The sequence below is a fragment of the Candidatus Magnetominusculus xianensis genome, assembly GCA_001541255.1.
GTDB classification, from domain to species: domain Bacteria; phylum Nitrospirota; class Thermodesulfovibrionia; order Thermodesulfovibrionales; family Magnetobacteriaceae; genus Magnetominusculus; species Magnetominusculus xianensis.
The window spans coordinates 14,399-36,056 of sequence record LNQR01000070.1 but is presented as its reverse complement, the minus strand read 5'-3'; the positions used below and the strand labels follow the sequence as shown (position 1 = coordinate 36,056).

18 protein-coding genes are annotated in these 21,658 nt (G+C 47.0%); 8 read left to right on the top strand and 10 right to left on the bottom strand.

The window, feature by feature from the left end; genetic code table 11:
- The first annotated feature begins 46 nt into the window (after positions 1–46).
- The 8 genes from ASN18_RS09945 to ASN18_RS09910 all read left to right on the top strand — a co-directional run bounded on the left by ASN18_RS09945 (position 47) and on the right by ASN18_RS09910 (position 8,169).
- Positions 47–955: a PLP-dependent cysteine synthase family protein gene (locus tag ASN18_RS09945; protein ID WP_085052597.1), complete on the top strand. Its 909-nt coding sequence runs from the start codon at positions 47–49 to the stop codon at positions 953–955.
- 48 nt (positions 956–1,003) lie between these two features.
- A complete protein-coding gene (locus tag ASN18_RS09940) occupies positions 1,004–2,338 on the top strand; it encodes a nucleotide sugar dehydrogenase (protein ID WP_236861654.1) in 1,335 nt (444 codons plus the stop codon).
- Positions 2,339–2,342: 4 nt separating this feature from the next.
- Entirely contained in the window at positions 2,343–3,149 is an 807-nt protein-coding gene (locus ASN18_RS09935) for a class I SAM-dependent methyltransferase (protein ID WP_085052596.1), read from the top strand.
- Between the two features lie 18 nt (positions 3,150–3,167).
- Complete coding sequence (locus tag ASN18_RS09930) at positions 3,168–5,075, top strand: ArnT family glycosyltransferase (RefSeq protein ID WP_085052595.1); 1,908 nt, start codon at positions 3,168–3,170, stop codon at positions 5,073–5,075.
- A 187-nt stretch (positions 5,076–5,262) separates the two neighbouring features.
- Positions 5,263–5,940, top strand: coding sequence for a type 1 glutamine amidotransferase (locus ASN18_RS09925; RefSeq protein WP_085052594.1), 678 nt, complete (start codon positions 5,263–5,265; stop codon positions 5,938–5,940).
- Between the two features lie 14 nt (positions 5,941–5,954).
- Positions 5,955–6,293: a P-II family nitrogen regulator gene (locus tag ASN18_RS09920; RefSeq protein ID WP_085052593.1), complete on the top strand. Its 339-nt coding sequence runs from the start codon at positions 5,955–5,957 to the stop codon at positions 6,291–6,293.
- Between the two features lie 22 nt (positions 6,294–6,315).
- Entirely contained in the window at positions 6,316–7,728 is a 1,413-nt protein-coding gene (glnA, locus tag ASN18_RS09915; protein WP_085052592.1) for a type I glutamate--ammonia ligase, read from the top strand.
- On the top strand, positions 7,729–8,169 hold the full coding sequence (locus ASN18_RS09910) for a TIGR00725 family protein (protein ID WP_085052591.1): 441 nt from the start codon (positions 7,729–7,731) through the stop codon (positions 8,167–8,169). It begins immediately after the preceding gene.
- Between the two features lie 70 nt (positions 8,170–8,239).
- Here the strand turns inward: ASN18_RS09910 and ASN18_RS09905 are convergent, their stop codons facing one another.
- The 10 genes from ASN18_RS09905 to ASN18_RS09860 form a co-directional block, all read right to left on the bottom strand.
- Positions 8,240–10,282 (bottom strand): hypothetical protein, encoded by a 2,043-nt coding sequence (locus ASN18_RS09905; protein ID WP_085052590.1) that lies wholly within the window; start codon positions 10,280–10,282, stop codon positions 8,240–8,242.
- Complete coding sequence (locus tag ASN18_RS09900) at positions 10,276–12,378, bottom strand: hypothetical protein (protein ID WP_085052589.1); 2,103 nt, start codon at positions 12,376–12,378, stop codon at positions 10,276–10,278. Before ASN18_RS09900 ends, ASN18_RS09905 begins: the two co-directional genes overlap by 7 nt.
- A 6-nt stretch (positions 12,379–12,384) precedes the next feature.
- Positions 12,385–14,265 carry a diguanylate cyclase gene (locus ASN18_RS09895; protein WP_085052588.1) on the bottom strand — a complete coding sequence of 627 codons (1,881 nt, stop codon included), beginning with the start codon at positions 14,263–14,265 and terminating at the stop codon, positions 12,385–12,387.
- The gene (locus ASN18_RS09890; RefSeq protein ID WP_085052587.1) at positions 14,262–14,861 is read right to left on the bottom strand and encodes a UbiX family flavin prenyltransferase; all 600 of its coding nucleotides are present in this window, start codon (positions 14,859–14,861) and stop codon (positions 14,262–14,264) included. Before ASN18_RS09890 ends, ASN18_RS09895 begins: the two co-directional genes overlap by 4 nt.
- 29 nt (positions 14,862–14,890) lie before the next feature.
- Entirely contained in the window at positions 14,891–15,256 is a 366-nt protein-coding gene (locus tag ASN18_RS09885) for an FtsB family cell division protein (protein WP_085052586.1), read from the bottom strand.
- A 69-nt stretch (positions 15,257–15,325) separates the two neighbouring features.
- On the bottom strand, positions 15,326–16,612 hold the full coding sequence (eno, locus tag ASN18_RS09880) for a phosphopyruvate hydratase (protein ID WP_085052585.1): 1,287 nt from the start codon (positions 16,610–16,612) through the stop codon (positions 15,326–15,328).
- A 173-nt stretch (positions 16,613–16,785) separates the two neighbouring features.
- Positions 16,786–18,171, bottom strand: coding sequence for a dihydrolipoyl dehydrogenase (lpdA, locus tag ASN18_RS09875; protein WP_085052584.1), 1,386 nt, complete (start codon positions 18,169–18,171; stop codon positions 16,786–16,788).
- Entirely contained in the window at positions 18,168–18,554 is a 387-nt protein-coding gene (gene gcvH, locus ASN18_RS09870; protein ID WP_085052583.1) for a glycine cleavage system protein GcvH, read from the bottom strand. The genes lpdA and gcvH overlap by 4 nt, the downstream gene beginning before the upstream one ends.
- A gap of 105 nt (positions 18,555–18,659) precedes the next feature.
- Complete coding sequence (gene glyS, locus ASN18_RS09865) at positions 18,660–20,738, bottom strand: glycine--tRNA ligase subunit beta (protein WP_085052582.1); 2,079 nt, start codon at positions 20,736–20,738, stop codon at positions 18,660–18,662.
- Complete coding sequence (locus tag ASN18_RS09860; RefSeq protein ID WP_085052581.1) at positions 20,735–21,613, bottom strand: glycine--tRNA ligase subunit alpha; 879 nt, start codon at positions 21,611–21,613, stop codon at positions 20,735–20,737. Before ASN18_RS09860 ends, glyS begins: the two co-directional genes overlap by 4 nt.
- Between the last annotated feature and the right edge of the window lie 45 nt (positions 21,614–21,658).

The window sequence follows — 21,658 nt, the reverse complement described above, 5'->3', positions numbered from 1 at the left end:
ATGAGTCATTGCACCACAGAAATAAATACATAAGGAGTGACAACAGATGGGAGTACTGGATGCAATAGGCAACACCCCGATAGTAAGCCTGGACAACTTAAACACAAACCCAAAGGTCAAGATATACGCAAAACTTGAGGGAAATAACCCCGGGGGCTCGGTAAAGGACAGAATAGCATATTACATGATAAAAGATGCCGAGGCCGCCGGTACGTTGACAAAAGATAAGGTTATACTTGAGCCGACAAGCGGCAACACCGGCATAGGGCTGGCCATGGTAGCAGCCGCTAAGGGCTACAAGGTTAAGCTGGTCATGCCGGAGTGTGTAAGCATGGAAAGGCGCAAGACGCTTGAGGCATTTGGCGCTGAGCTTATTCTAAGCCCGGGCAAAGAGGGCACGGACGGGGCAATCAGACTTGCCCATAAGCTCTATGATGAAAACAGTAAGGACTACTTTATGCCTGATCAGTTCAACAATCCATCCAACATGAAGGCCCACTACGAGGGCACGGGCGTAGAAGTCTATAATCAGACAAAGGGCGAGATAAGCGTATTTATGGCCGGCATGGGCACATCCGGCACACTGATGGGCACAAGCAAGAGGCTCAAGGAATACGACAAGTCAATTCAGATAGTCGGCGTGGAGCCGATTCTTGGTCACAAGATTCAGGGCCTCAAAAACATGAACGAGTCCATCGTGCCCGGTCTGTTTGACCCGTCGCGTCTGGATGAAAAAATAAACGTAAACGACGACGAGGCATACTCAACCTCAAGAGATATGGCAGTAAAAGAGGGGCTTTTCGTAGGCATGAGCAGTGGGGCGGCTGTGTTTGCAGCCCTGAAAAAGGCGAAGGAGATGAAAGACGGCATCCTCGTAGTAGTGCTGCCAGACAGGGGAGACAGGTACCTGAGCACGGCGCTGTTTAAGTCAATTTGTGCAGACTGTCCGCCGTAAACGCAGTATTTAAAAATGTTTCCTGCAAGATGAAAAGGGGGATATCTTTTGGCTAATCCTGTTGAGTTGACCATTTTAATAGAGAAGATTAAGGCAAAAACAGCCGTTGTCGGTGTTATCGGGCTTGGGTATGTAGGCCTTCCACTTGCAGTTGAGTTTTGCAAAGCGGGGTTTCGCTGCATCGGGTTTGATATAGATGAGAAAAAGGTTAATCTTCTTAAAGAGGGCAAAAGCTATATTAAACACATCGACGAGGCCAGGATTAAGACAAGTCTGCCGTTATTTACTCCAACTTCGGATTTCTCCAGACTTACCGAGGCCGATTGTATCATTATCTGTGTACCCACCCCGCTTGGCCGCCACCATGAACCCGACTTGTCCTATGTGCTAAACACTACAAGGACAATTGCACAATACATCTCAAAGGGGAAACTCGTAGTCCTTGAGTCAACCACATATCCTGGCACTACCGACGAGGAAATGAAACCAATACTTGAGGCCGGTGGATCCGGTGGATTAAGGGCTGGTGAGGATTTTTATCTCGCATTTTCCCCCGAACGTGAAGACCCGAACAATAAAGACTTCTCGACATCGACAATCCCTAAGGTTGTCGGCGGGCTTACGCCTCAGTGTCTGCTGGCAGCTCAGACGCTCTATGATTACATTGTTGTCAGGACAATCCCCGTATCCTCTACCAAAGTGGCCGAGGCCACAAAACTCCTTGAGAACATCTACCGTGCTGTAAACATAGCCCTCGTAAATGAGTTAAAGGTACTCTTTGATAAAATGGGAATCGACATTTGGGAGGTAATCGAGGCGGCTAAGACAAAGCCCTTCGGGTATCAGCCGTTTTATCCAGGCCCAGGTCTCGGTGGGCACTGCATCCCCATTGACCCGTTTTACCTTGAATGGAAGGCACGGGAGTACGAGGTATCGACTAAGTTTATCAATCTTGCCGGAGAGGTTAATACCTCCATGCCCCAGTATGTCATTCAAAAAACCATAGACGCACTCAGCGAAAACGGCAAAAGTATCAAGGGCGCTAAGGTCCTTATTCTGGGCATGTCATACAAAAAAGACCTCGATGACACACGTGAGTCCCCATCGCTTAAACTATTCGATATCCTGCAAAAAAAAGGCGCGGTTGTCGATTACAACGACCCATATCTCCCTGAAATGCCAAAGACAAGGAAATACTCTTTCAAAAAGACATCCGTAGCGCTCACAGCAGAAAACCTGAGCAGCTACGACTGCGTACTGATTTCCACCGACCACTCGGCCTATGACCCCGTGTTCATCGCCTCTAATTCCCGCTTGGTTGTCGATACGAGGAATCTGATAAAGGACTCACATAAATATAAAGGTAAAATAATCAAGGCATAGATATATGTTTGGCGCACAAATCAAAGAGTTCATTATCGACAACACCACCGAAGGATTAAGACCCTTTATCGGGCAGATGGACTTTGAACCAGCGGCAAAATGCTGGTGCGGCGGGCAGCCTGAGCCGTGGACGCCTGAGTTTGCGCTATACCTCCGGTGTCCGTCCTGCGGGTGTAAGCCGGTGAGATTCAGACCAACCACTGAGAGCCTGCAACGGTTTTACTCATCGACGTACTGGTATGAATACCAGCAAGTTCACAAGTGCCCTACCGTTGAGGAGCGCTTTGAAGGGGATATGCTTGACAGGGTGCCGCTTTATCTTAATTGGCTCAGAGGGCTTCACCCGCCTCCCTGTAAGGTACTTGAGATAGGCTCTGGAAATGGTCGTCTGCTCTTTGAGCTGAAACAGGCAGGATATGACTGCACCGGTGTAGAGATGGATAAAAATCTTGCCGCCCTTGTGACAAATAAAACAGGCGTCACAGTTGTCCACGGCTCTTTCCCCCCAGGCAATGACCCAATATATGATTTAATCGTCATCATAGATGTACTTGAACATGCACCTGATCAAATCAATTTTGTCCAAAATGTAAAGTCAAGACTGTCCTCATCCGGCAAGGTGCTGGTGCATTGCCCCGTTCTGGATACGCTTGAGGCATCAATCCAGTTCAGACACATGTTTAATCCTCTTTCACATCTGTGGATACATACCAGCGAATCTTTCAGCAAACTCTGGCTGGAGGCCGGTCTAAGGTCAGCTAAAGTAGGGGAGTTATTTAATATGCCAGTCTATGCAGTCAATAAACTGTAATCAGCACAGGTTTTAGCAATGTACGTCCCGCTTATATGTTTTATCTTTACGTTTTTGATCTTTTATAAAGGGCTTTACAAAAATGCCAGTTATCTCTGCAGCCGCAAGTCATTTACGGCGGCCTCTGTTGTGTGGGGATTTTTGCTGGTCATCTCAACTGAAGTCCTGAGTCTTTTAAGGGCATTATCATATTGGCCCATATTAACGTTTTGGGGGATTGCCGCTGTTGCAGCGTGCCTCATATATTGCGTTCTCATAGTTAAGTCAAAGCCCATAGTATTTAAAACGCCGCTGCCATTAAGCCGCTTTGAGCTTATCCTCCTGTCCTATATCGCCTTTATTTTTGTGGCAACTGCGGTAATCTCCTTCAGCAGCGCACCTAATAACTGGGATTCCATGACATATCACCTGTCAAGGGTAATGCACTGGATTCAAAATCGGGGCGTTGCTCATTACCCAACCAATGTGACGTTTCAGTTGTATATCAATCCGGGGGCAGAGTTCGCGCTGGTTCATTTTATAATACTTGGCGGCGGCGACCAATTTGTCAATTTTATACAGTGGTTGAGCATGGCAGGGAGTGTGATTGGCGTGTCATTGATTGCTGGCAGGCTTGGGGCAGACAGAAGGGGGCAAATAATTGCCGCAGCCCTTACAGCATCAATTCCCATGGGGATTTTACAGTCCACCAGTACACAGAACGACTATGCGTCGGCCTTTTGGCTTGTGTGTTTTGTTTACTATGCCCTTGTCTTAATGAATACACCTACGAAGACGACGGCCATTTTTGCTGGAATTGCGCTTGGGATTGCAGTTTTGGTGAAATCGACGGCGTATCTTTATGCCTTTCCGGTTTTCTTGTGGTGCGCCTCACTGCTGATAAAAAAATCCCGTCTAAAAGCACTGCTTTATGTTTTAGTTATGCTAATATTTGCGCTTGTACTCAACATAGGTCACTATGCGAGGAACTTATCATTGTATGGTCATCCCATAGCGCCGGAGGTATACAGAGATAAGACCACAATAAGGGGAACTCTGCCGCTGCCGCTTTTGATTTCCAATGCGGTAAAAAACGCAGCCCTGCACATGGGTACACCATCAGAGGGCATTAACAAGACAATAGTACGGGCGTTTCATTGCGCGCATGAACTTATGCGTGTTGACATCAGCGACATCCGTGCGACATCTCACCGGCTGCCGTTTGATATCCAGTTTACATTTCACGAAGACAGCGCGGGGAATTTTATTCACTTTGGGCTGATTATAATATGTGCGGCAGTGTTTTTCATTCAGCGCGAAAGCGCCCCGGATATGGCATTTTATGCGGTCTCTTTGTCAGTTGGATTCATATTAATGTGCCTGTTTATAAAGTGGCAGCCGTGGAACAGCCGTTATCATCTTGCGTTATTTGTGCTATGGGTGCCGTTTGTTGCAGCTATGCTCAGTTGTGCGGTCAATCGCACGATAATAAATGCACTCATTGCCCTCGTCCTATTGTTGTCAGTGCCGTGGGTCTTTCTCAACAACCGCCGCCCGCTTATTGGCAATACAAGCATATTCGCTACAGACAGAACTTCACAATATTTTATTAGCCGCCCGGAACTCAAAGGGCCATACACGGGCGCTGCTGAAATAATCCAATCGCGGGGATGTACAAACATTGGACTATCGCTGCCCAATGACGACACATGGGAATATCCCTTATGGGTACTGCTGAACGAGCCGAAGGCTAAAGCACGAATTGAACACGTCAACGTAAGAAACGCTTCTGCCATTTATGCTGTGACATATCCATTTAATAACTTCGTCCCATGCGCCGTAATATCACTGAGGCCGGAGGAGCGTGAGGGGTTTAAACTAAGAAATATTGATTATACAATGGAATGGGAGAGCGGCCCGGTCATGGTGTTGTTTAAACTGTACTGAACTACACTTAATCGTACAGCCTGTAGACTCATATGCTGGAAGGCTGACTTATACCTTTCAGAATGAGATTATGATGAAAATAATTCGTTCTAATATTGATTTGTGTAACTTTTGCACTGTTGATTTGCTATAATAGCAAGGGAGGCGGCAACTGAAGCTAAACCATATGTAAAAAGGGAGTAATCCGATGTCTGTTTTGATAATAAAGAATATAGAAGCAGAGGGACCTGGAACGATAGAGGACTATCTTAAGGAAAACTCCATTGCATACACTATTGTCAACATTGCCCATGAGCTAGCGCCGAACACAGATGGATTTGATACGCTTATCATCATGGGCGGCCCGATGAGCGTAAACGACGAAGATGATTATCTCCGGGTAGAAGAGCAGATAGTGCGGCAGTTCATAGGCACGGGGCGAAAAGTCCTCGGCATATGTCTTGGGGCGCAAATGATAGCAAAGGCGCTGGGGGCCAGCGTGTATAAAGGGCCTGCCCCTGAGATTGGATGGTACACCATAGCCGCTTCTGAGGCAGGGATAGCCGATACGGCATTTTCAAGGCTTGCAGTGAAGGATACATCAGATTTAATTATATTTCACTGGCACGGGGAGACCTTCGATTTGCCGGAAGGTGCGGTGAGGCTTGCCTCTAATGCCCTTTATCCCAATCAGGCATTTAGGTACGGGAAGGCCGTCTATGCCTTTCAGTTTCACATGGAGGTAAACAGGGAAATGGTGTACAGTTGGATGAAGACAGAAAACATGGACATGGCAAAACTAAAGGCAGAGACTGAAGAGATATATCCATCATATTCGGGACGTGCCATCGCGTTTTATAAAGAATTTTTCGATCGAGAACTATAAAGGAGGACTATAAGATGAAAAAAATCGAAGCCATAATAAAACCATTCAAGCTCGACGAGGTCAAAGACGCTATAAACGCAATAGGCGTACAGGGCATGACTGTGGTAGAGGTAAAGGGATTCGGCAGACAAAAGGGACACACAGAGCTGTACAGGGGCGCAGAGTACGTCATTGACTTTATCCCCAAGATAAAAATAGAACTGGTGGTCGCTGACAACATGGTTGAAAAGGTAATCAACACAATAGAAAAGACGGCAAAGACGGGCAAGATAGGAGACGGGAAGATATTTGTATATAACATCGAAGACGCACTGAGAATAAGAACAGGCGAAAGAGGCGAAATAGCCCTTTAATCAAAATTCAGGAGGTTCACAAATGACACCAAAAGAAGTACTCGAGTTTGCGAAGAAAAATGACGCGGTGATGGTAAATCTGATGTTTGTAGATTTCCCCGGCATGTGGCAGAGCTTCGCTGTACCCATTGGGCAGCTTAACGAAAAGTCGTTTGAAGAGGGGTTCGGGTTCGATGGCTCCTCCATAAGAGGATGGCAGGCGATTAACGCATCTGATATGCTCATGCTGCCAGACCCATCGACGGCCATGATGGACCCATTCAGGCAGTACCCGACATTAGATCTCATTTGTAACATATTTGACCCTATAACCAAGGCGTCCTACACGCGCGACCCGCGTTATATAGCGCAGAAGGCACAGAAGTATCTGCAATCCACCGGCATTGCCGACACTGCATACTTCGGGCCGGAGGCGGAGTTCTTTATCTTTGACGACATACGCTATGACCAGACGACAAACAGTGGGTACTACTTTATTGATTCCAAAGAAGGCATCTGGAACTCAGGCAGGGACGAAAAACCCAATCTTGGCTATAAGCCTCGCTACAAGGAGGGATATTTCCCCATATCACCAAATGACTCAATGGAAGACCTGAGATCAGAGATGGTCATGATGCTGCAAAAATGCGGCATCGAGGTAGAGGCACAGCACCACGAAGTGGCAACCGCCGGGCAGGCAGAGATAGACATGAGGTTCTCACCGCTTGTAAAGATGGCAGACTGGCTGATGATTTTTAAGTACGTGGTAAAAAATGTGGCATACAAAAACGGAAAGACCGTAACGTTCATGCCTAAGCCTCTGTTTCAGGACAACGGCTCAGGGATGCACGTACACCAGAGCCTGTGGAAGGCAGATAAGCCCCTGTTTCCAGGAAATGGGTACGCCGGGCTGAGCGAAATGGCCCTGCACTATATCGGTGGAATCCTGAAGCACTCAAAGGCGATTGCGGCAATCACAAACCCTACAACAAATTCATACAAGAGACTGGTACCAGGGTTTGAAGCCCCTGTGAATCTGGCATACTCGGCGCGCAACCGTTCCGCATCGATAAGAATACCAATGTACTCGGCATCGCCAAAGGCCAAGCGCATTGAGGTGAGATATCCTGACCCATCGTGCAATCCATATCTGGCGTTTACGGCAATGTTGATGGCCGGAATAGACGGTATAGAAAATAGGATAGAGCCGGGCGAGCCGCTTGATAAGGACTTATACGACCTCGAGCCGGAGGAGTTGGCCACTGTACCACAGATGCCGGGAAGCCTCGATGAGGCATTAAACAATATCGAGGCCGACCACGAGTTCCTGTTAAAGGGTGATGTATTTACGGAGGATGTACTGAAGACATGGATAGCCTACAAGTGGGAGAAAGAAGTAGACGCCATGAGGCTCAGGCCGCACCCGTATGAGTTCTACCTGTACTATGATGTTTAAGTGGTAATAGTAGGAGTAATTGGGGGAAGGGACGTAAGTCCATGGCACCTCAGAGAGGCTGAAGAGACCGGCAGGCTGATTGCAGTTAATGGCGGCCTGCTGGTTTGTGGTGGTCTCAGCGGCGTGATGGAGGCAGCCTGTAAGGGCGCGAAGGAGGCCGGGGGCCTTACTGTGGGGATATTACCACAGGGGCAGAAAACCCATGCTAACCCATACGTCAGCATACCAATAGCAACAGGGATGGGCATGGCCAGAAACGCCATAATAGCGCAAACCGCAGACGTACTGATAGCCATAGGCGGTTCATACGGCACCCTCTCAGAGATAGCCTACGGCCTACAGTTTAATAAACCAGTAATAGGGCTTGGGACGTGGGATGTCGAGGGCGTAATAACGGCAAAGACCGCAGTTGAGGCCGTTGACAAGGCATTTATTACCTAGATCGCAGCACTGGCAGCGAAATACTCACAGCAGTTATTAAACGTTTCATCTGATACCTCCTGAGATTTAATCAACTTAACGTGCGCTTATTGTAACAAATTGGAAGCAGCAATGGCAGAAGATAATAAGTGAACTCAAGCGTATAGCTATACCTTAAGTCTGGATGTGTTGAGAGCGCCACACCAACGGCATGGACAAAGACAGCGCTTCCCAGAGTAAACAGTATAAATGCCCCAGTGTTTGACCATCCTGAACGAAACAGGCAAATAGCGCTGGCAGCGAAGGCTATGACAAAGGCCGCAGGCCAGAACAAGTTCCTGAATATTACACGATGAAGCTTTGTGTAAATAAGCAAATGAAACCACTGAAGTCCGGTCTCGATGTATTCGCCGGCATAGGCCGTAAGGGCGCCATGTTTAGCCGTCTCCAGCGTGAAATAAGGCAGCGGCTTTGGAGCTAAATACCTTATTATGGCACTCTGAGCGCTATCTTGTCCGGGGATGTATAAAGACGAATAGCTGCCGTTTATGCTGTTATAAATATCGGTGTCGCCGCGCATATTGTCAAAATAAATCAATAAGAATAGAAAGGACTTTTTCATAAACTCAATAGGGTGTTTTTTCACAGCGTCAATAAACAGAGTTTTCAGGACTTTTTTCACTTCTTTTTTAGGTGGGTTTCCAAGCGCCTCTGAAATCGGCCCAATAATACCGCCGTGACTGCCAGCGCGAGCGAAAATTGCGCTTATTGTGTCATTATATTTTTTTTTGTCCCATGTAGAGCTAAGAAAGGCCCTCTCCTCAATTGAGGCCGCTGCCCGAATCTTTCTAATTGCGGCGTTGAGCTCCACCGGATATTTATCGTCTTCCTCTAAAAAGATCGAATTGGCTACTACAAGAACTTCCCCTGAGAAGTTGTTTATCTCAAATGACCTCAGTGTTATATAATTATAACTGCAAAGCAGAAGCAGCATAGAAAGAAATGGAACGGCAAAGGCGGCAATATTCTTTCGGCAGCGCCCGTTTATCCAGATATACACGACAACTGAAACAAAGACCGCAAAAACAAACAACCCAGCCGGTCTGACATAAACAGTATATGCAAGCGCCGCCCCTGAAAGCGCGAACCATGCAGCTCCCCGCCGCTTTAAGGCAATTATTAAAAATGCAAAGGCAAACACAATAACACTGACATACAGGCTCTCCGAAAGGACTGAAATATCAGCAGCCATCTGAGCGTGGCTCGTAATAAAGGCGGCCATCCCTATTGCGGCAAGAGGGGCCATATTCCTGTATGAGATAAATATCCCATAAATGAAAGTCAAGGCAGCCAAGACCGATAACAGGTTTTGCACGAATATGACAGAGTTGATTTGTTTAGAGCATAACAACACCGCGGCTATAAAAATCGGATACCCAGGCGTTCTTAAAGTCAGCTCAGGCCATGTACCAGATACTATCTGCATGGCAATGTCAAAGTAACCGTAAGAGTCCGGTCTTATCAATACCACAGGATAATAAAGAAAATACGGCAGCCGCGTTAACATAAACGGCACTACAATTATCATAAAAGACGTACCGGCAACGACCATGTCAACTGCCTTTTTATACCTGCAAACAATAGACTTAATCACGCTTGTCACGTACTCATAACCCATCGCTGCCGTTATCGATGTGAACAACACAGCAAGATAAAAAGTCCAGAGAACCTTAGAGCGCGCTATGCGGCCCGCGCAGAGTAGTTCATATTTTCTGCCGTTTTTAGCGGGGTCAGAGTTGTCAGAAGTCGAAAACAAGAGTTCGTCATTAGAGACATAATACCTGCCGCCTCCAACGTAAGCAATACTGTCTGTGGCAGTGTTTCCACGCTTTAGCGGGATTCCATTTTCCAACAGCACTGCCCGCGATGGCGATGTGAAGGAGATGTTGGCAAACTTGGCAAACCATGCATTACCAGCCTCATGCCTGAAGTTTTCAATAGGGATTTTACTCCAGTGTATGATAATGATTTCCCTGTCATGGAGGATCATTAACAACGACAACATCCAAAACACAAGGCATAATACCGCAAAAGCGGCGGTTACAATAACCTTGATATGTCCTCTGTTCAGCATGACTCCCCTGATTTCATTGAAGCCATGCACACAGGAAACAGCAATGGCGACAGGGCCAGCGTCTGATAATAGATAAACTCAAGCGTGTAACTAAAACGGGGTTCATTATACGCGGCCATTGACACAATAAGGGCATGGCCGATGGCGGCTGTGCCCATCGCAAATAATATAAATGCCCCTTTATGCGCTAAGTTCATCGCACTGAGGGCAAATACAATAAAGAAAATTGCAGGCCAAAGCCCGTTTCTAAATAAGCCTCGCTGTAGTTTTGTATACACATGGTAGTGGAATTTCTGCAAAAACACAGGGACAAACTCCGCCGCGTGCCCTTCCATGCTTACCATTACGCCGTTCCTTTGCACGGCATAGGACTGCCTCAACACGGTAAACGTGTTAAGTGGCATGGGGTTGTAATATTCACGAAAAACTGACATGATTTCATTTAAATCGCTGCCATTGAGGTGGCTCTTTTCTACAAATAATTTATTATAGGACTCGTTTAACTGCATATAAATATCTGTATCTGTATTGATATTCAAAAAATATACGGCAACGCCAAGTATGGTTTTTTTTATATATATAAGCGGGTGTTTCATTATCGTGTCGCGCAGGATTTCCCTGTAAACTGCCCTCAGCTCGTCAAGTGGTGGATTCCCTGCGACCCTCTTTATCATGTCAGGGACGCCGTAGTCGCTTCCAACGCTGGCGCCGTTAAAGACCACTTCATTAACCCTGTATGGGTCCCACGAGGTGCGAATCGCGTCTTTGTCCTTTTCTGATAAGAGCGCCTGCACCTGCCTTATTACTGAGTTCAGTTCCTTTGAGTACTTTTCGTCCTCTTCAAGCAGTGTTATATTGCCCAGAATAGCAGTCATCTCCCCATAGTTGCTGATAGATAAAGTATTAAGCATGAAATAATTATATAATGAAATAAGAGCTATAAGAAAGGCAAAAGGAACCGCATAGGCTGTTATACTTTTCCATGAGTATTTATTCCTGAATAAATAAAGAACAGTGATACAATACGTTACCGCAAAAAATATCCCCGCAGGGCGCGTATATACGGCATATCCCATGAAAAAAGAACACAACGCAAAATAGACGGCCTTTCTAAGATTAACCGCGAGAATGAAAAAGGCAAATGACAAAATAACGCAATTCGTATACAGGCTCTCTGAAAGAAGTGCAATATCGGAGTCAACATGAAAATGGCTTGATATAAATGCCCCCATCCCCGCCGCTGCAAACACGCTAAGGCCTCGGTATGTCTTAAATATCGCAAATACGAACATCATGGCACTTAATAGCGACAGGAGCGTTTGAGCCAGCGCAATAGAAAACAACTTGTTTGAAATCAATAGTACGGCCTTCATAAAGAACGGGTAGCCGGGCGTCCTCAGTGAGAAAACCGGAAATAAACCCTTGTCTAACTGCCTTACAATCTCATAGTACCCGCTGAAGTCTGACTTCATAGTCACAACCGGATAGTACAGAAAAAACGGCAGCCTCGTTATTAAAAACGGCACCACAACCAGACATATGGAAACACCCGCAATAGATATATTAACAAGGCGCCGGTGTCTGCTGATAATGCCCAAAACCACACCGGTTATATCATAGTTCTTAACGAGATTGTTCAACAGGAAGACAATCGACAGCGCAGTCAGGAGAAATATCCCGGTCTTCAGGGCGGAGGGCAGCGGTGTACGGCATACCAATTCATATTGCCTGCCGTTAGTCGTTGGGTCTGTGTTGTCGGACGTAGAAAAGAGTATCCTATGGCCAAGCACATTGTATCTGCCCATTCCTACGGCGACGATTATCTGTTGTGAGGCGTTTTGATGCCTTAGCGGGACACCGTCTTCCAGCAGCACAGTCCTTGACGGGCTTGTAAGCCAGTCCCCATTTATAGGTGCATACCATGCGTTAACATTCTTGTGCGTGAAGACATTAAGCCTTTGGTGTTTCCATGACAGGATTACAATTTCCTCATCATGTAGAAAAAGCAGACCTGATAAGACCCCCAACAACATAGTCAAAACGATCCATGTTATTCGCTTGCCCGGGACACCGGTCTCCTGAGATATGCCTTTCATTACGACTTAGGTATCTTCTTTGTAAAGATATGCCCTGTTTCTGCCGTCATTTTTGGCCTTATAAAGGGCAGTGTCAGAATATTTTACGCATGTCCAGAATTTGTCAGAGTTTTTTGGGAACTCACTAACACCGATGCTGACGGTTTTATTCAAGGCACCAGAGGGGATTTCAATGGACTCATTCTGGAAATTACTGCATATCTTCTGCGCAACTTCAATAGAATTCCCTTCTGCTGCATCTACAAGGAGTACCAATATTTCTTCGCCGCCATAGCGAATGACAATGTCTGATTCCCTGACCGATGCCTTGATAATCGAGGCCGCTTTTTGAAGTACCTTGTCTCCAATATCATGACCATAGGTATCATTTACATGCTTAAAGTGATCTATGTCTATCAATAAAATTCCAACAAGGGTTTTTCTCCTTATTGCGGCACGGCAGAGGCTGTTATTTATCTCATCAAGGAAGCGGCGGTTATAAAGGCCTGTAAGCTGGTCAACAAGGGACTGCTCCCTGAGAAGCTCCATAAAGGTCTTTCCCTCAATCACCGGTTCACACTCCAGAAGATATGCCTTTATAAACGGAATAAGTGTCATGGTAAACTCATCGCGCCCTTTGCCGTAAACTATCTGCAGTACATCGCCGACACGCCCTCCAATATAAATAGGAATGCAATAGTAGTCCAGGCTGCAGGCCTGAGAGCATATGAAATTCTGGCATAAGAGTGGAAATTCCTGTGAGTTCACAACACTGCCAGTACGTATCGCCCTGCACTGCCCTGCATCTGTTAAAATTGACTCATCACACCAGGATACCTTGCTGCTTTCACCATTTATCCCCAAACGAGCGCTGTTTTCCATGTCAGCCCTCGATATAACATTTGTAATGGTATTTTTGTCTAATTTCGCTTCATAGATAGAAAAATTTTCGATTCCCATTTCAATCAGCATTTGTTCAATTCTCATAAATATATCATTCTTTACTGCATCTTTTTCTATAGTCCTCTTAAAATTATATATTTTCACGAGCATATCTACTGTCCTTGTCGTGTCTTTGAGTGCGTTGGCAGTCTTTGTAATCTGATATCCAATCAATATAGACACCTTGTTATCTATGGAAGAGAGGGTTTTAGAGAGGTTATCTGTCATAATGTTAAACCCCTTTGCTACATCACCGGCCTCATCTGCAAGGGCAACTTCGACCTTTTTACTGAAATCCCCTTCTGAGGCGTGTTCAAACCCATATCTTAATCTAAGAAAAAGCTCCGTGTAAGGCTTGAAAAATATATAGATTATGTAGAGTGTGCCTAGTGAAAAAAACAACGACACTGCTACCATATAGGACATAACAGATACACCTGAACGCCTCTGTTTGGTAAGGTCAATGACAACGGTTACCGCCCCGAGCACTTCGCCTTCTGTTGCCTTATGACACTGGAGACATCTTACGCGCTCATTGGATACAGCCTTATAAGGGATCACTATAACATATTCAAGATTCAGGAGGTCCTCCTTTACCGCCGATTTGATATTACCGGAGTCAAGGACTTGCTCTTCGAGCAGCGTAGGTGTCTTTCCATTGATTTCGCTTTGTCCAAATTGTTGTATTACAGACTTACCCCTGAGAACCCTTATGTCCTTGATACCATGGGCATATTTCAAGCGGTCAAGAAAAATATCCCTCTTATCATATACGCCGAGAATCATAAATGACGTAATGGCATCCCTGATTATCTCGGCTACCGACAACCCCCTTTCCTTTGATGCATCCATGCCAAAGTTCCTGAAACTGGCTATCACAATGGCCTGAATGATTATAGACAGGAGGACAAAAGACAGAATTATCCTTATCAATAATTTTGTCTTTATAGACCTGATCTGTTTCATAGGGGAATCGCTGACGTTACATCGGTGCTGCCCCAGCGTTTGAAAAGGTTATGTTCGATATTGAGCTGGTCGAGTATCTTTCCAACTATGAAATCTACGGCATCATCGATGGTCTCCGGTCTGTGATAGAATGCCGGCACTGGGGGAGCGACAACCACACCGAGACGGGCCAGCTTTAGCATGTTCTCCAGGTGTATAGCGCTGAATGGCATCTCACGAGGACAGATAATCAGCTTTCTTCCTTCTTTTATCGTAACATCTGCCGCCCTTGCCGTCAGGTTAGAGGCATAGCCGTTAGCTATAGCAGAGAGTGTCTTCATCGAACATGGAACTACTGCCATTGCGTCCGTTCTGAATGAGCCGCTTGCAATGGGGCTCTCAAGGTCACCCTCATCATGGTAATACAGGCGGCTGCTTTTGAAGTAATCCCTGACTGGAGCAGCGCCCCATGCGTGACCTGTTTCATGTGCAATGATGGAGAAGGCCGATTGTGAGATAACCAGATGCACCTCCGAGGTCTTTAACAGCTCAGTAACTGCTCTGATACCCAGAATGGCACCGCTAGCGCCTGTGATTGCAGCCACAATCCTCTTCATAACTGCAACCGGTTCACTGAGCTAAACGGCTACTTGCCGTACATAAAGACATATTCGTCTGGTTTGGTGAGGCCAAGTCCCTCTCTTGCCTGTTTTTCGATTTGAAATGGGTCAGCTTTTATCTCAAGTATCTCTTCTTTGAGCGCGGCGATTTCTTTTTCTATTTTGGCTATGTTTTGCTCATGTATATTCTCTTCTTTTTTTAAGTTTACATATTTAATAAAACCAGCCTCATCGAAAACCAGATTTAAGCCGATTATTGTCAGGACAATAGCAAACATGATAAGGGTTATGCGTATTCGGCGCTTACGCTCAGAGACTATCTGCCCGCGCAGACTCTTCCTTGTCCCTTTTGGGGCTTTGCGGGCTGTATCCTGCTGTTCTTCTGCTGCCATTGCCTATTATATATCGGGCGGCGGGGGAAAATACTTGAGCCCCCCAGCCGCTCGAATCACATTTCCCCTCTATTTGTTGAGATTATAGTATGTGCCGAGACCTTTGTAAATAGCGCTGCTGCCAAGCTCTTCTTCGATTCTCAGCAGGCGGTTGTATTTTGCAATACGGTCGCTTCTGGAGGTCGAGCCTGTCTTTATCTGCCCGGCGTTCAGGGCAACGGCTATATCGGCGATTGTGGTGTCTTCGGTCTCACCGGAGCGGTGGGAGATAACGGCAGTGTACATTGCCCTCTTTGCCATCTCAACCGCGTCAAGCGTCTCAGTCAGCGTACCAATCTGGTTTACCTTTACAAGTATCGAGTTGGCTATACCTTTTTGAATGCCCTCTTTCAGGATTGCAGGGTTAGTAACAAAGAGGTCGTCACCTACAAGCTGTACCTTTGTCTTGAGTTTGTCTGTAAGCAGTTTCCAGCCGTCCCAGTCGTTTTCGCTCATGCCGTCTTCGATTGAGATTATTGGGTATTTGTCTGCAAGATAGGCATAGTAGTCAGCGAGTTCTGCAGGGGTGTATTTCTTTCCCTCACCTGCAAAATCATATTTTCCGTCTTTAAACAATTCGCTTGACGCCACGTCAAGGGCGATGAGCATATCCTTGCCTGCCTTGTAGCCTGCTGCCCCTATGGCCTCCATTATCTCTATGATAGCGTCTTCGTTGGAATTCAGATTGGGGGCAAATCCACCTTCGTCGCCTACCGCAGTAGAAAGTCCCTTTTTATGCAGAATCTTCTTCAGGTTGTGAAATACCTCAGCCGACATCCTAAGTGCCTCAGCAAATGATGTAGCCCCAACGGGCATTATCATAAACTCCTGGACGTCTACGTTGTTATCGGCATGTGCGCCGCCGTTGATGATATTGAGCATCGGCACGGGAAGCTCTTTTGCGTTTACACCGCCGATGTACTTGTAAAGCGGCAGGTCTGTCTCTTCGGCTGCGGCCTTTGCTACTGCCATCGATACACCCAATATGGCATTAGCGCCAAGCCTCGATTTGTTGTGTGTGCCGTCGAGGTCTATCATTATCTTATCTATCTCTGCCTGATGGGTTGCCTCTGCGCCAAGCACCTTCTTTGCTATCTCTGTGTTTACGTTTTTTACTGCCTTTAGAACGCCCTTACCCATGTATTTCTTTTTATCGCCGTCTCTGAGTTCTACGGCCTCTCTCTCACCGGTTGAAGCGCCGCTTGGGACTGCCGCCCTTCCCATGTAACCACTCTCGAGTACTACGTCTACCTCTACGGTGGGGTTTCCCCTTGAGTCCATTATCTGCCTGGCGTGAACCTTTACGATTTCTGACATATGCTCTCCTCCTTTTTTAATGTTATGTCTCTAAAATTTTATAACTTCCGGCTCAACGACCGGTATCATTATTAAGGGTCTTATTACTTGAAGAATGAGGGCTCTGCCCTCAAACTCCCGGCAGGGAACTTGTCCCCTGCACCCCATCTATGGGGCTCTTCGCCCCTTTCTCATTATGGCTTCGGTACGTGAACTGCTCGTCCCATGACGTCCTCTGCCGCCTCCATCAGGCCCTCTGCAAGGGTCGGATGGGCATGAACGGTCTCAGCCAGCGCCTCTGCCGTTAGTCCTGCCTTCATTGCCACTGCCGCCTCGTGGATTATGTCTGCGGCATTGTGTCCGATTATGTGAACCCCCAGTATCTTATTCGTATCACTGTCGGCAATTACCTTAAACATCCCGGAGATTTCACCCATGGCGTGGGCCTTGCCGAGGGCGCGGTACTGAAAACGCCCAACCTTGTACTTGGCGCCGCGCTCTGCAAGCTGATGCTCTCTCAGCCCCACAGAGGCTATCTCAGGGTGCGTGAATATCCCAGCCGGTATAACAGTGTAATCCATCTTCTCTTTATGTCCCATAATATTACTAACCGCACACAGGCCCTGCTTTGAGGCCACATGCGCCAGCAGCATCCCGCCTGTTACGTCTCCAATTGCGTAGATGTCCTTGTTTGAGGTCTCCATTGAGTCATTAACGATGATTGCCCCGCGCTTGTCCATCTCCACACCTGCGTGTTCAAGGCCGACACCGTTAGTGTTAAACGCCCTGCCTATTGTTACAAGCATTTTTGAGGCGGATAACTCCTTGCCGCCAGATAGATAGGCCTTAACAGACGTATCGTCTGTCGTGACCTTTTCCACTTTTACGCCCAAGTGGAGTTTTATCTTCTTTTTCTTGAGTTCCCGCTCTATGACCTGTGAAATCTCAGGGTCTTCTGTGGTCAGCGCCCGGGGCATTAGTTCAATCAGGGTGACCTCTGTGCCGAACTCACGATATATGCAGCCAAACTCACATCCCATGACGCCTGCGCCGATTATCAGCATCGAGTCCGGGATTTCCTGCATGTCAAGGGCCTCGGTACTCGATATAATACGCCTTCCGTCGAAGGGAAACGTAGGGATAGAGGCCGGGCGCGACCCTGTGGCTATGATAAACTTATCTGCCGTTAAGGTCTCCTCGGGGCCGTTTTTTGGGATTAGCCTTATCTCTTTCTCAGAGATAAAACTCCCCCTGCCCTCTTTGAGCGTAACGCCCCAGCTCTTAAACAACCCCCTTATGCCCTTTACCTGAGTTGCGATGACTGAGTTCTTACGGTCAACTATCTTCTTAGCGTTAGGTTTTATCTCCCCCGAAAAGTCGATTCCGAATGAGGCAAGGTCTTTTGCTGTGGCATATGCCTCAGCCGACGCCACAAGGGTCTTAGTTGGAATACAGCCCTCATTAAGACACGTCCCCCCGACCTCCTTTTCCTCGACTACCGTGACCTCAGCCCCCATCTGCGCCGCTCTCAGGGCTGCGACATAGCCGCCCGGGCCGGAGCCAAGTATTAGTATTTTCATCCTGCTTCCTCTTCAATAAACTTGTCGTAGTCAGAGGCGTCCATGAGATCGTCGAGTTCCGAGTCATCGGAGATTTCAATTACCGCTATCCAGCCCTTGCCATAGGGGTCTTCGTTGATTATCTCCGGCGAGTCCTCTAAATCCTCGTTTACGCTTAGTATTGTGCCGCTTAACGGGGCTATCACTGAGGATGTTGCCTTTGTCGATTCGATTTCTGACATCTCGGTGTTGGCCTCAACCTCAGCGTCAACCTCGGGGATGTCTATGTATACTATATCTCCAAGCGCATCCTGTGCATAATCCGTTATTCCTATGGTTGCCTTCTTTCCGGATATGCTTACCCATGTGTGTTCTTTATGATAGCGAAGCTCATCTGGATTCATTGTTACCTCCGGGCTTTTTTATTACCTGTCAAACACAGGCTATCAGTCCACTCGTTTCTTATCATAGATGTTTTTATTTTGTCAAGCACAGTGCGCCTTCTCCTTTTACCTCTCCTGTAACTTCGATACATCAGCCAACTTAACAGACATACGGCGAATTTCATTTAAAAGCGCCAGCTTATTTGACTTCTGCAGCTCGTCCTTATCCATAACCAGCACCTTGTCAAAAAATCTGTTTATTGGCCCTATCAGCGTACTCATCTTTTCATATGCCTTCTTGTAATCCCCTTTTGAGACTGCATCAGCAATATCATATTTAATATCAGTAAGGAATATCAACAGTTCTTTTTCCTCATTCGTAATAAACAGCTCAGGGTTTGGCTCTGCTATAATACCCCCAGGGACTATGTTTTGTATTCTTTTAAATGCAAATAAAAATTCGTTACAGCCGTCACTACTTTTTAAATCACGCAGCATGTCAAGGCGATTGATTAGCAATACTGGCGGTATCTCCATAAAGCCGTCAAGCGCTGCCTGCACCTCGTCGTTTGCATAACCCCGCGATAAAAACATGGCCTCAAGCCGTGCCCGAAAAAACACCTCTATCTGGGCGGCAAGCACAGCGTCTTTTTGTAAAATAGTTATCGTCCGGTCAATTAGTTTTTTTATAGTAACGGCTGTAAATTTATTCTCTATTAAAATCGAGATAAGCCCTATGGCCTGACGACGGAGGGCAAAGGGGTCTTCTGAACCGGTAGGGACCAGCCCAACGCTGAAAAATGACACAATATTATCCAGCTTGTCCGCAAGGCTCAACGCCGTACCCACCTCAGTTACGGGAATCTCAGCGCCTGATTGTGTAGGCATGTACTGTTCGTTGAGGGCAGCAGCGATTTCTTTATCATAACCATCCTTAATGGCATAGTGCTTGCCCATGACGCCCTGCAGCTCTGTAAACTCCCGAACAACGCCGGTTGCAAGCGAGGTCTTTGAGAGACTGGCCGCTGGGACGAACTTGTTTAATTCGGCTGGGTTTGGTTCATAGAGTTCTTTAGAGATGTAATCAATTATCAGTTCAAGCCTCTTTGATTTGTCATAAAGGCTGCCAAGTTTATCGTGAAAGGTAATCCCCTTAAGGTCGTTAATACGCTCATGCAGCGTCAACTCAAGGTCGTGTCTGTAGTAGAATTTTGCGTCCTCAAGGCGTGCCTTTATGACGCGTTCAGCGCCCGCACGGACGGTTGCCGCATTTTCTTTGAGAGTGTTGCTCACCACTATGAACTGATTAATTAAACGACCGTCACGCTCAAGGGCAAAATATTTTTGATGACCGCGCATTACGCTGATTAACAGCTCTGAGGGAAGCTGAAGAAACTCATCAGGGAAAGATGCTGTTACGCAGACAGGATATTCGACCAAGTATGTTACAGTCTCAAGCAGACCCTCATCAGTAACGGCGGAGGCGCCAAATTCTGCCGCTATTGCTGCCGCCTGTGCTCTAATCTCTTCTTTTCTTTCATGTTGGTCGAGTATGACAAGGTTTGCTCTCAGGGCTGATATATAATTATTAATGTCATGCAGCGTGACAGCGCCTTCACTAAGGAAGCGATGACCGTATGTAACATTAGAGCTTTCAACTCCGCCGTATTTCAGGCTGACAGGTTCACTGCCGCACAGGGCGGTTATCCAGCAGATAGGGCGTGCGAATTTAACATCGAGATCAGCCCATCGCATCATCTTTGGAAAGCGTATCGAGGCAATGATTTTCTCAAACACCACGCCGATTATGTCCTTAACGGCAAGACCTGGCTCCTCAATTCGGGCAACGATATACTGCCCCTTGCCCCTTTTCTGAGTTGTCAGCTGCCCTACATCGATTGCATGTGTAGCGGCAAATCCAAGGGCGGCCTTTGTGGGATTGCCATTGGCGTCATAGGCGGCTGAGACAGGCGGCCCGAAGACCTCTTTTACCTTTTTCTCCTGATATGGCTTGACGCTGTGGGCAATGACAGCAATTCTCCTTGGTGTGGCATATACCCTGAGCTCAGAAAATTCAATCGCGGCATCTTTTAATTGTTTAACGGCCAGTTCTTCAATAGCGGCAACGCCGTCTGAGAGAAACCCTGCCGGTATCTCCTCAGTGCCAATCTCAAGCAATAGTGATATAGTTAAATTATCGTTCATGGGCGAGTGTCCGAGGGCGAATCAGGCCCATTATTTAAAATATTTGATGAATAAGCCTCAGCGCAGAGCCTGGCAAGCCCCCGCACTCGTGCAATATATCCGGTTCGTTCATTCACAGAAATAGCCCCGCGCGCGTCTAAGAGATTAAACACATGAGAACATTTCAAGCAATACTCATAGGCCGGAAGCGTCAACCCCGACTTCACAAGGGCGCCGGATTGGGCATGAAAGTCATCGAAATGCCGTCTGAGCATAGCCGCATCTGACAGTTCAAAGTTAAACTTAGAGCACTCCACCTCGTCCTGCCTGTGTATGTCGCCGTATAGGAAATCCTCGTTCCAGCGCAGGTTATAGACATTGTCCACGCCTTGCAGGTACATTGCAATGCGCTCAAGCCCGTATGTAAGCTCCAGCGATATGGGTTTTAAATCAATCCCGCCGACCTGCTGAAAATATGTAAACTGAGTAACTTCCATGCCGTCAAGCCAGACCTCCCAGCCCAGTCCCCATGCGCCAAGCGTAGGGGAGTCCCAGTCGTCCTCGACAAAACGTATATCGTGGCGTTTGGGGTCAATGCCAATTGCCCGGAGGCTTTCGAGATAGACCTCCTGCGAATTCGTGGGCGATGGCTTCAGGATTACCTGATATTGGTAATAGTGTTGCAGGCGGTTGGGGTTTTCGCCGTAGCGCCCGTCAGTGGGTCTGCGTGATGGCTGGACGTATGCGGTCTTCCAGTGGGCTGGCCCTAAAACCCTAAAGAACGTTGCCGGATGAAACGTCCCAGCCCCTACCTCCACATCGTAGGGCTGTAAGAGGACACATCCTTTAGACGCCCAAAACTCATTGAGTTTCATTATCAAAGTTTGAAAGTACATTTCTCCACCTTATTATAGGCCGCCTGTTATTTGCTGAGATTGCTG

Excerpts from the sequence above, each read along its gene's own strand:
- ASN18_RS09945 (WP_085052597.1), top strand. The coding sequence starts at position 47 with ATGGGAGTACTGGATGCAATAGGCAACACCCCGATAGTAAGCCTGGAC.
- ASN18_RS09935 (WP_085052596.1), top strand. The coding sequence starts at position 2,343 with ATGTTTGGCGCACAAATCAAAGAGTTCATTATCGACAACACCACCGAA.
- ASN18_RS09930 (WP_085052595.1), top strand. The coding sequence starts at position 3,168 with ATGTACGTCCCGCTTATATGTTTTATCTTTACGTTTTTGATCTTTTAT.
- ASN18_RS09925 (WP_085052594.1), top strand. The coding sequence starts at position 5,263 with ATGTCTGTTTTGATAATAAAGAATATAGAAGCAGAGGGACCTGGAACG.
- ASN18_RS09920 (WP_085052593.1), top strand. The coding sequence starts at position 5,955 with ATGAAAAAAATCGAAGCCATAATAAAACCATTCAAGCTCGACGAGGTC.
- glnA (WP_085052592.1), top strand. The coding sequence starts at position 6,316 with ATGACACCAAAAGAAGTACTCGAGTTTGCGAAGAAAAATGACGCGGTG.
- ASN18_RS09905 (WP_085052590.1), bottom strand. The coding sequence starts at position 10,282 with ATGCTGAACAGAGGACATATCAAGGTTATTGTAACCGCCGCTTTTGCG.
- ASN18_RS09900 (WP_085052589.1), bottom strand. The coding sequence starts at position 12,378 with ATGAAAGGCATATCTCAGGAGACCGGTGTCCCGGGCAAGCGAATAACA.
- ASN18_RS09895 (WP_085052588.1), bottom strand. The coding sequence starts at position 14,265 with ATGAAACAGATCAGGTCTATAAAGACAAAATTATTGATAAGGATAATT.
- ASN18_RS09890 (WP_085052587.1), bottom strand. The coding sequence starts at position 14,861 with ATGAAGAGGATTGTGGCTGCAATCACAGGCGCTAGCGGTGCCATTCTG.
- ASN18_RS09885 (WP_085052586.1), bottom strand. The coding sequence starts at position 15,256 with ATGGCAGCAGAAGAACAGCAGGATACAGCCCGCAAAGCCCCAAAAGGG.
- eno (WP_085052585.1), bottom strand. The coding sequence starts at position 16,612 with ATGTCAGAAATCGTAAAGGTTCACGCCAGGCAGATAATGGACTCAAGG.
- lpdA (WP_085052584.1), bottom strand. The coding sequence starts at position 18,171 with ATGAAAATACTAATACTTGGCTCCGGCCCGGGCGGCTATGTCGCAGCC.
- gcvH (WP_085052583.1), bottom strand. The coding sequence starts at position 18,554 with ATGAATCCAGATGAGCTTCGCTATCATAAAGAACACACATGGGTAAGC.
- glyS (WP_085052582.1), bottom strand. The coding sequence starts at position 20,738 with ATGAACGATAATTTAACTATATCACTATTGCTTGAGATTGGCACTGAG.
- ASN18_RS09860 (WP_085052581.1), bottom strand. The coding sequence starts at position 21,613 with ATGTACTTTCAAACTTTGATAATGAAACTCAATGAGTTTTGGGCGTCT.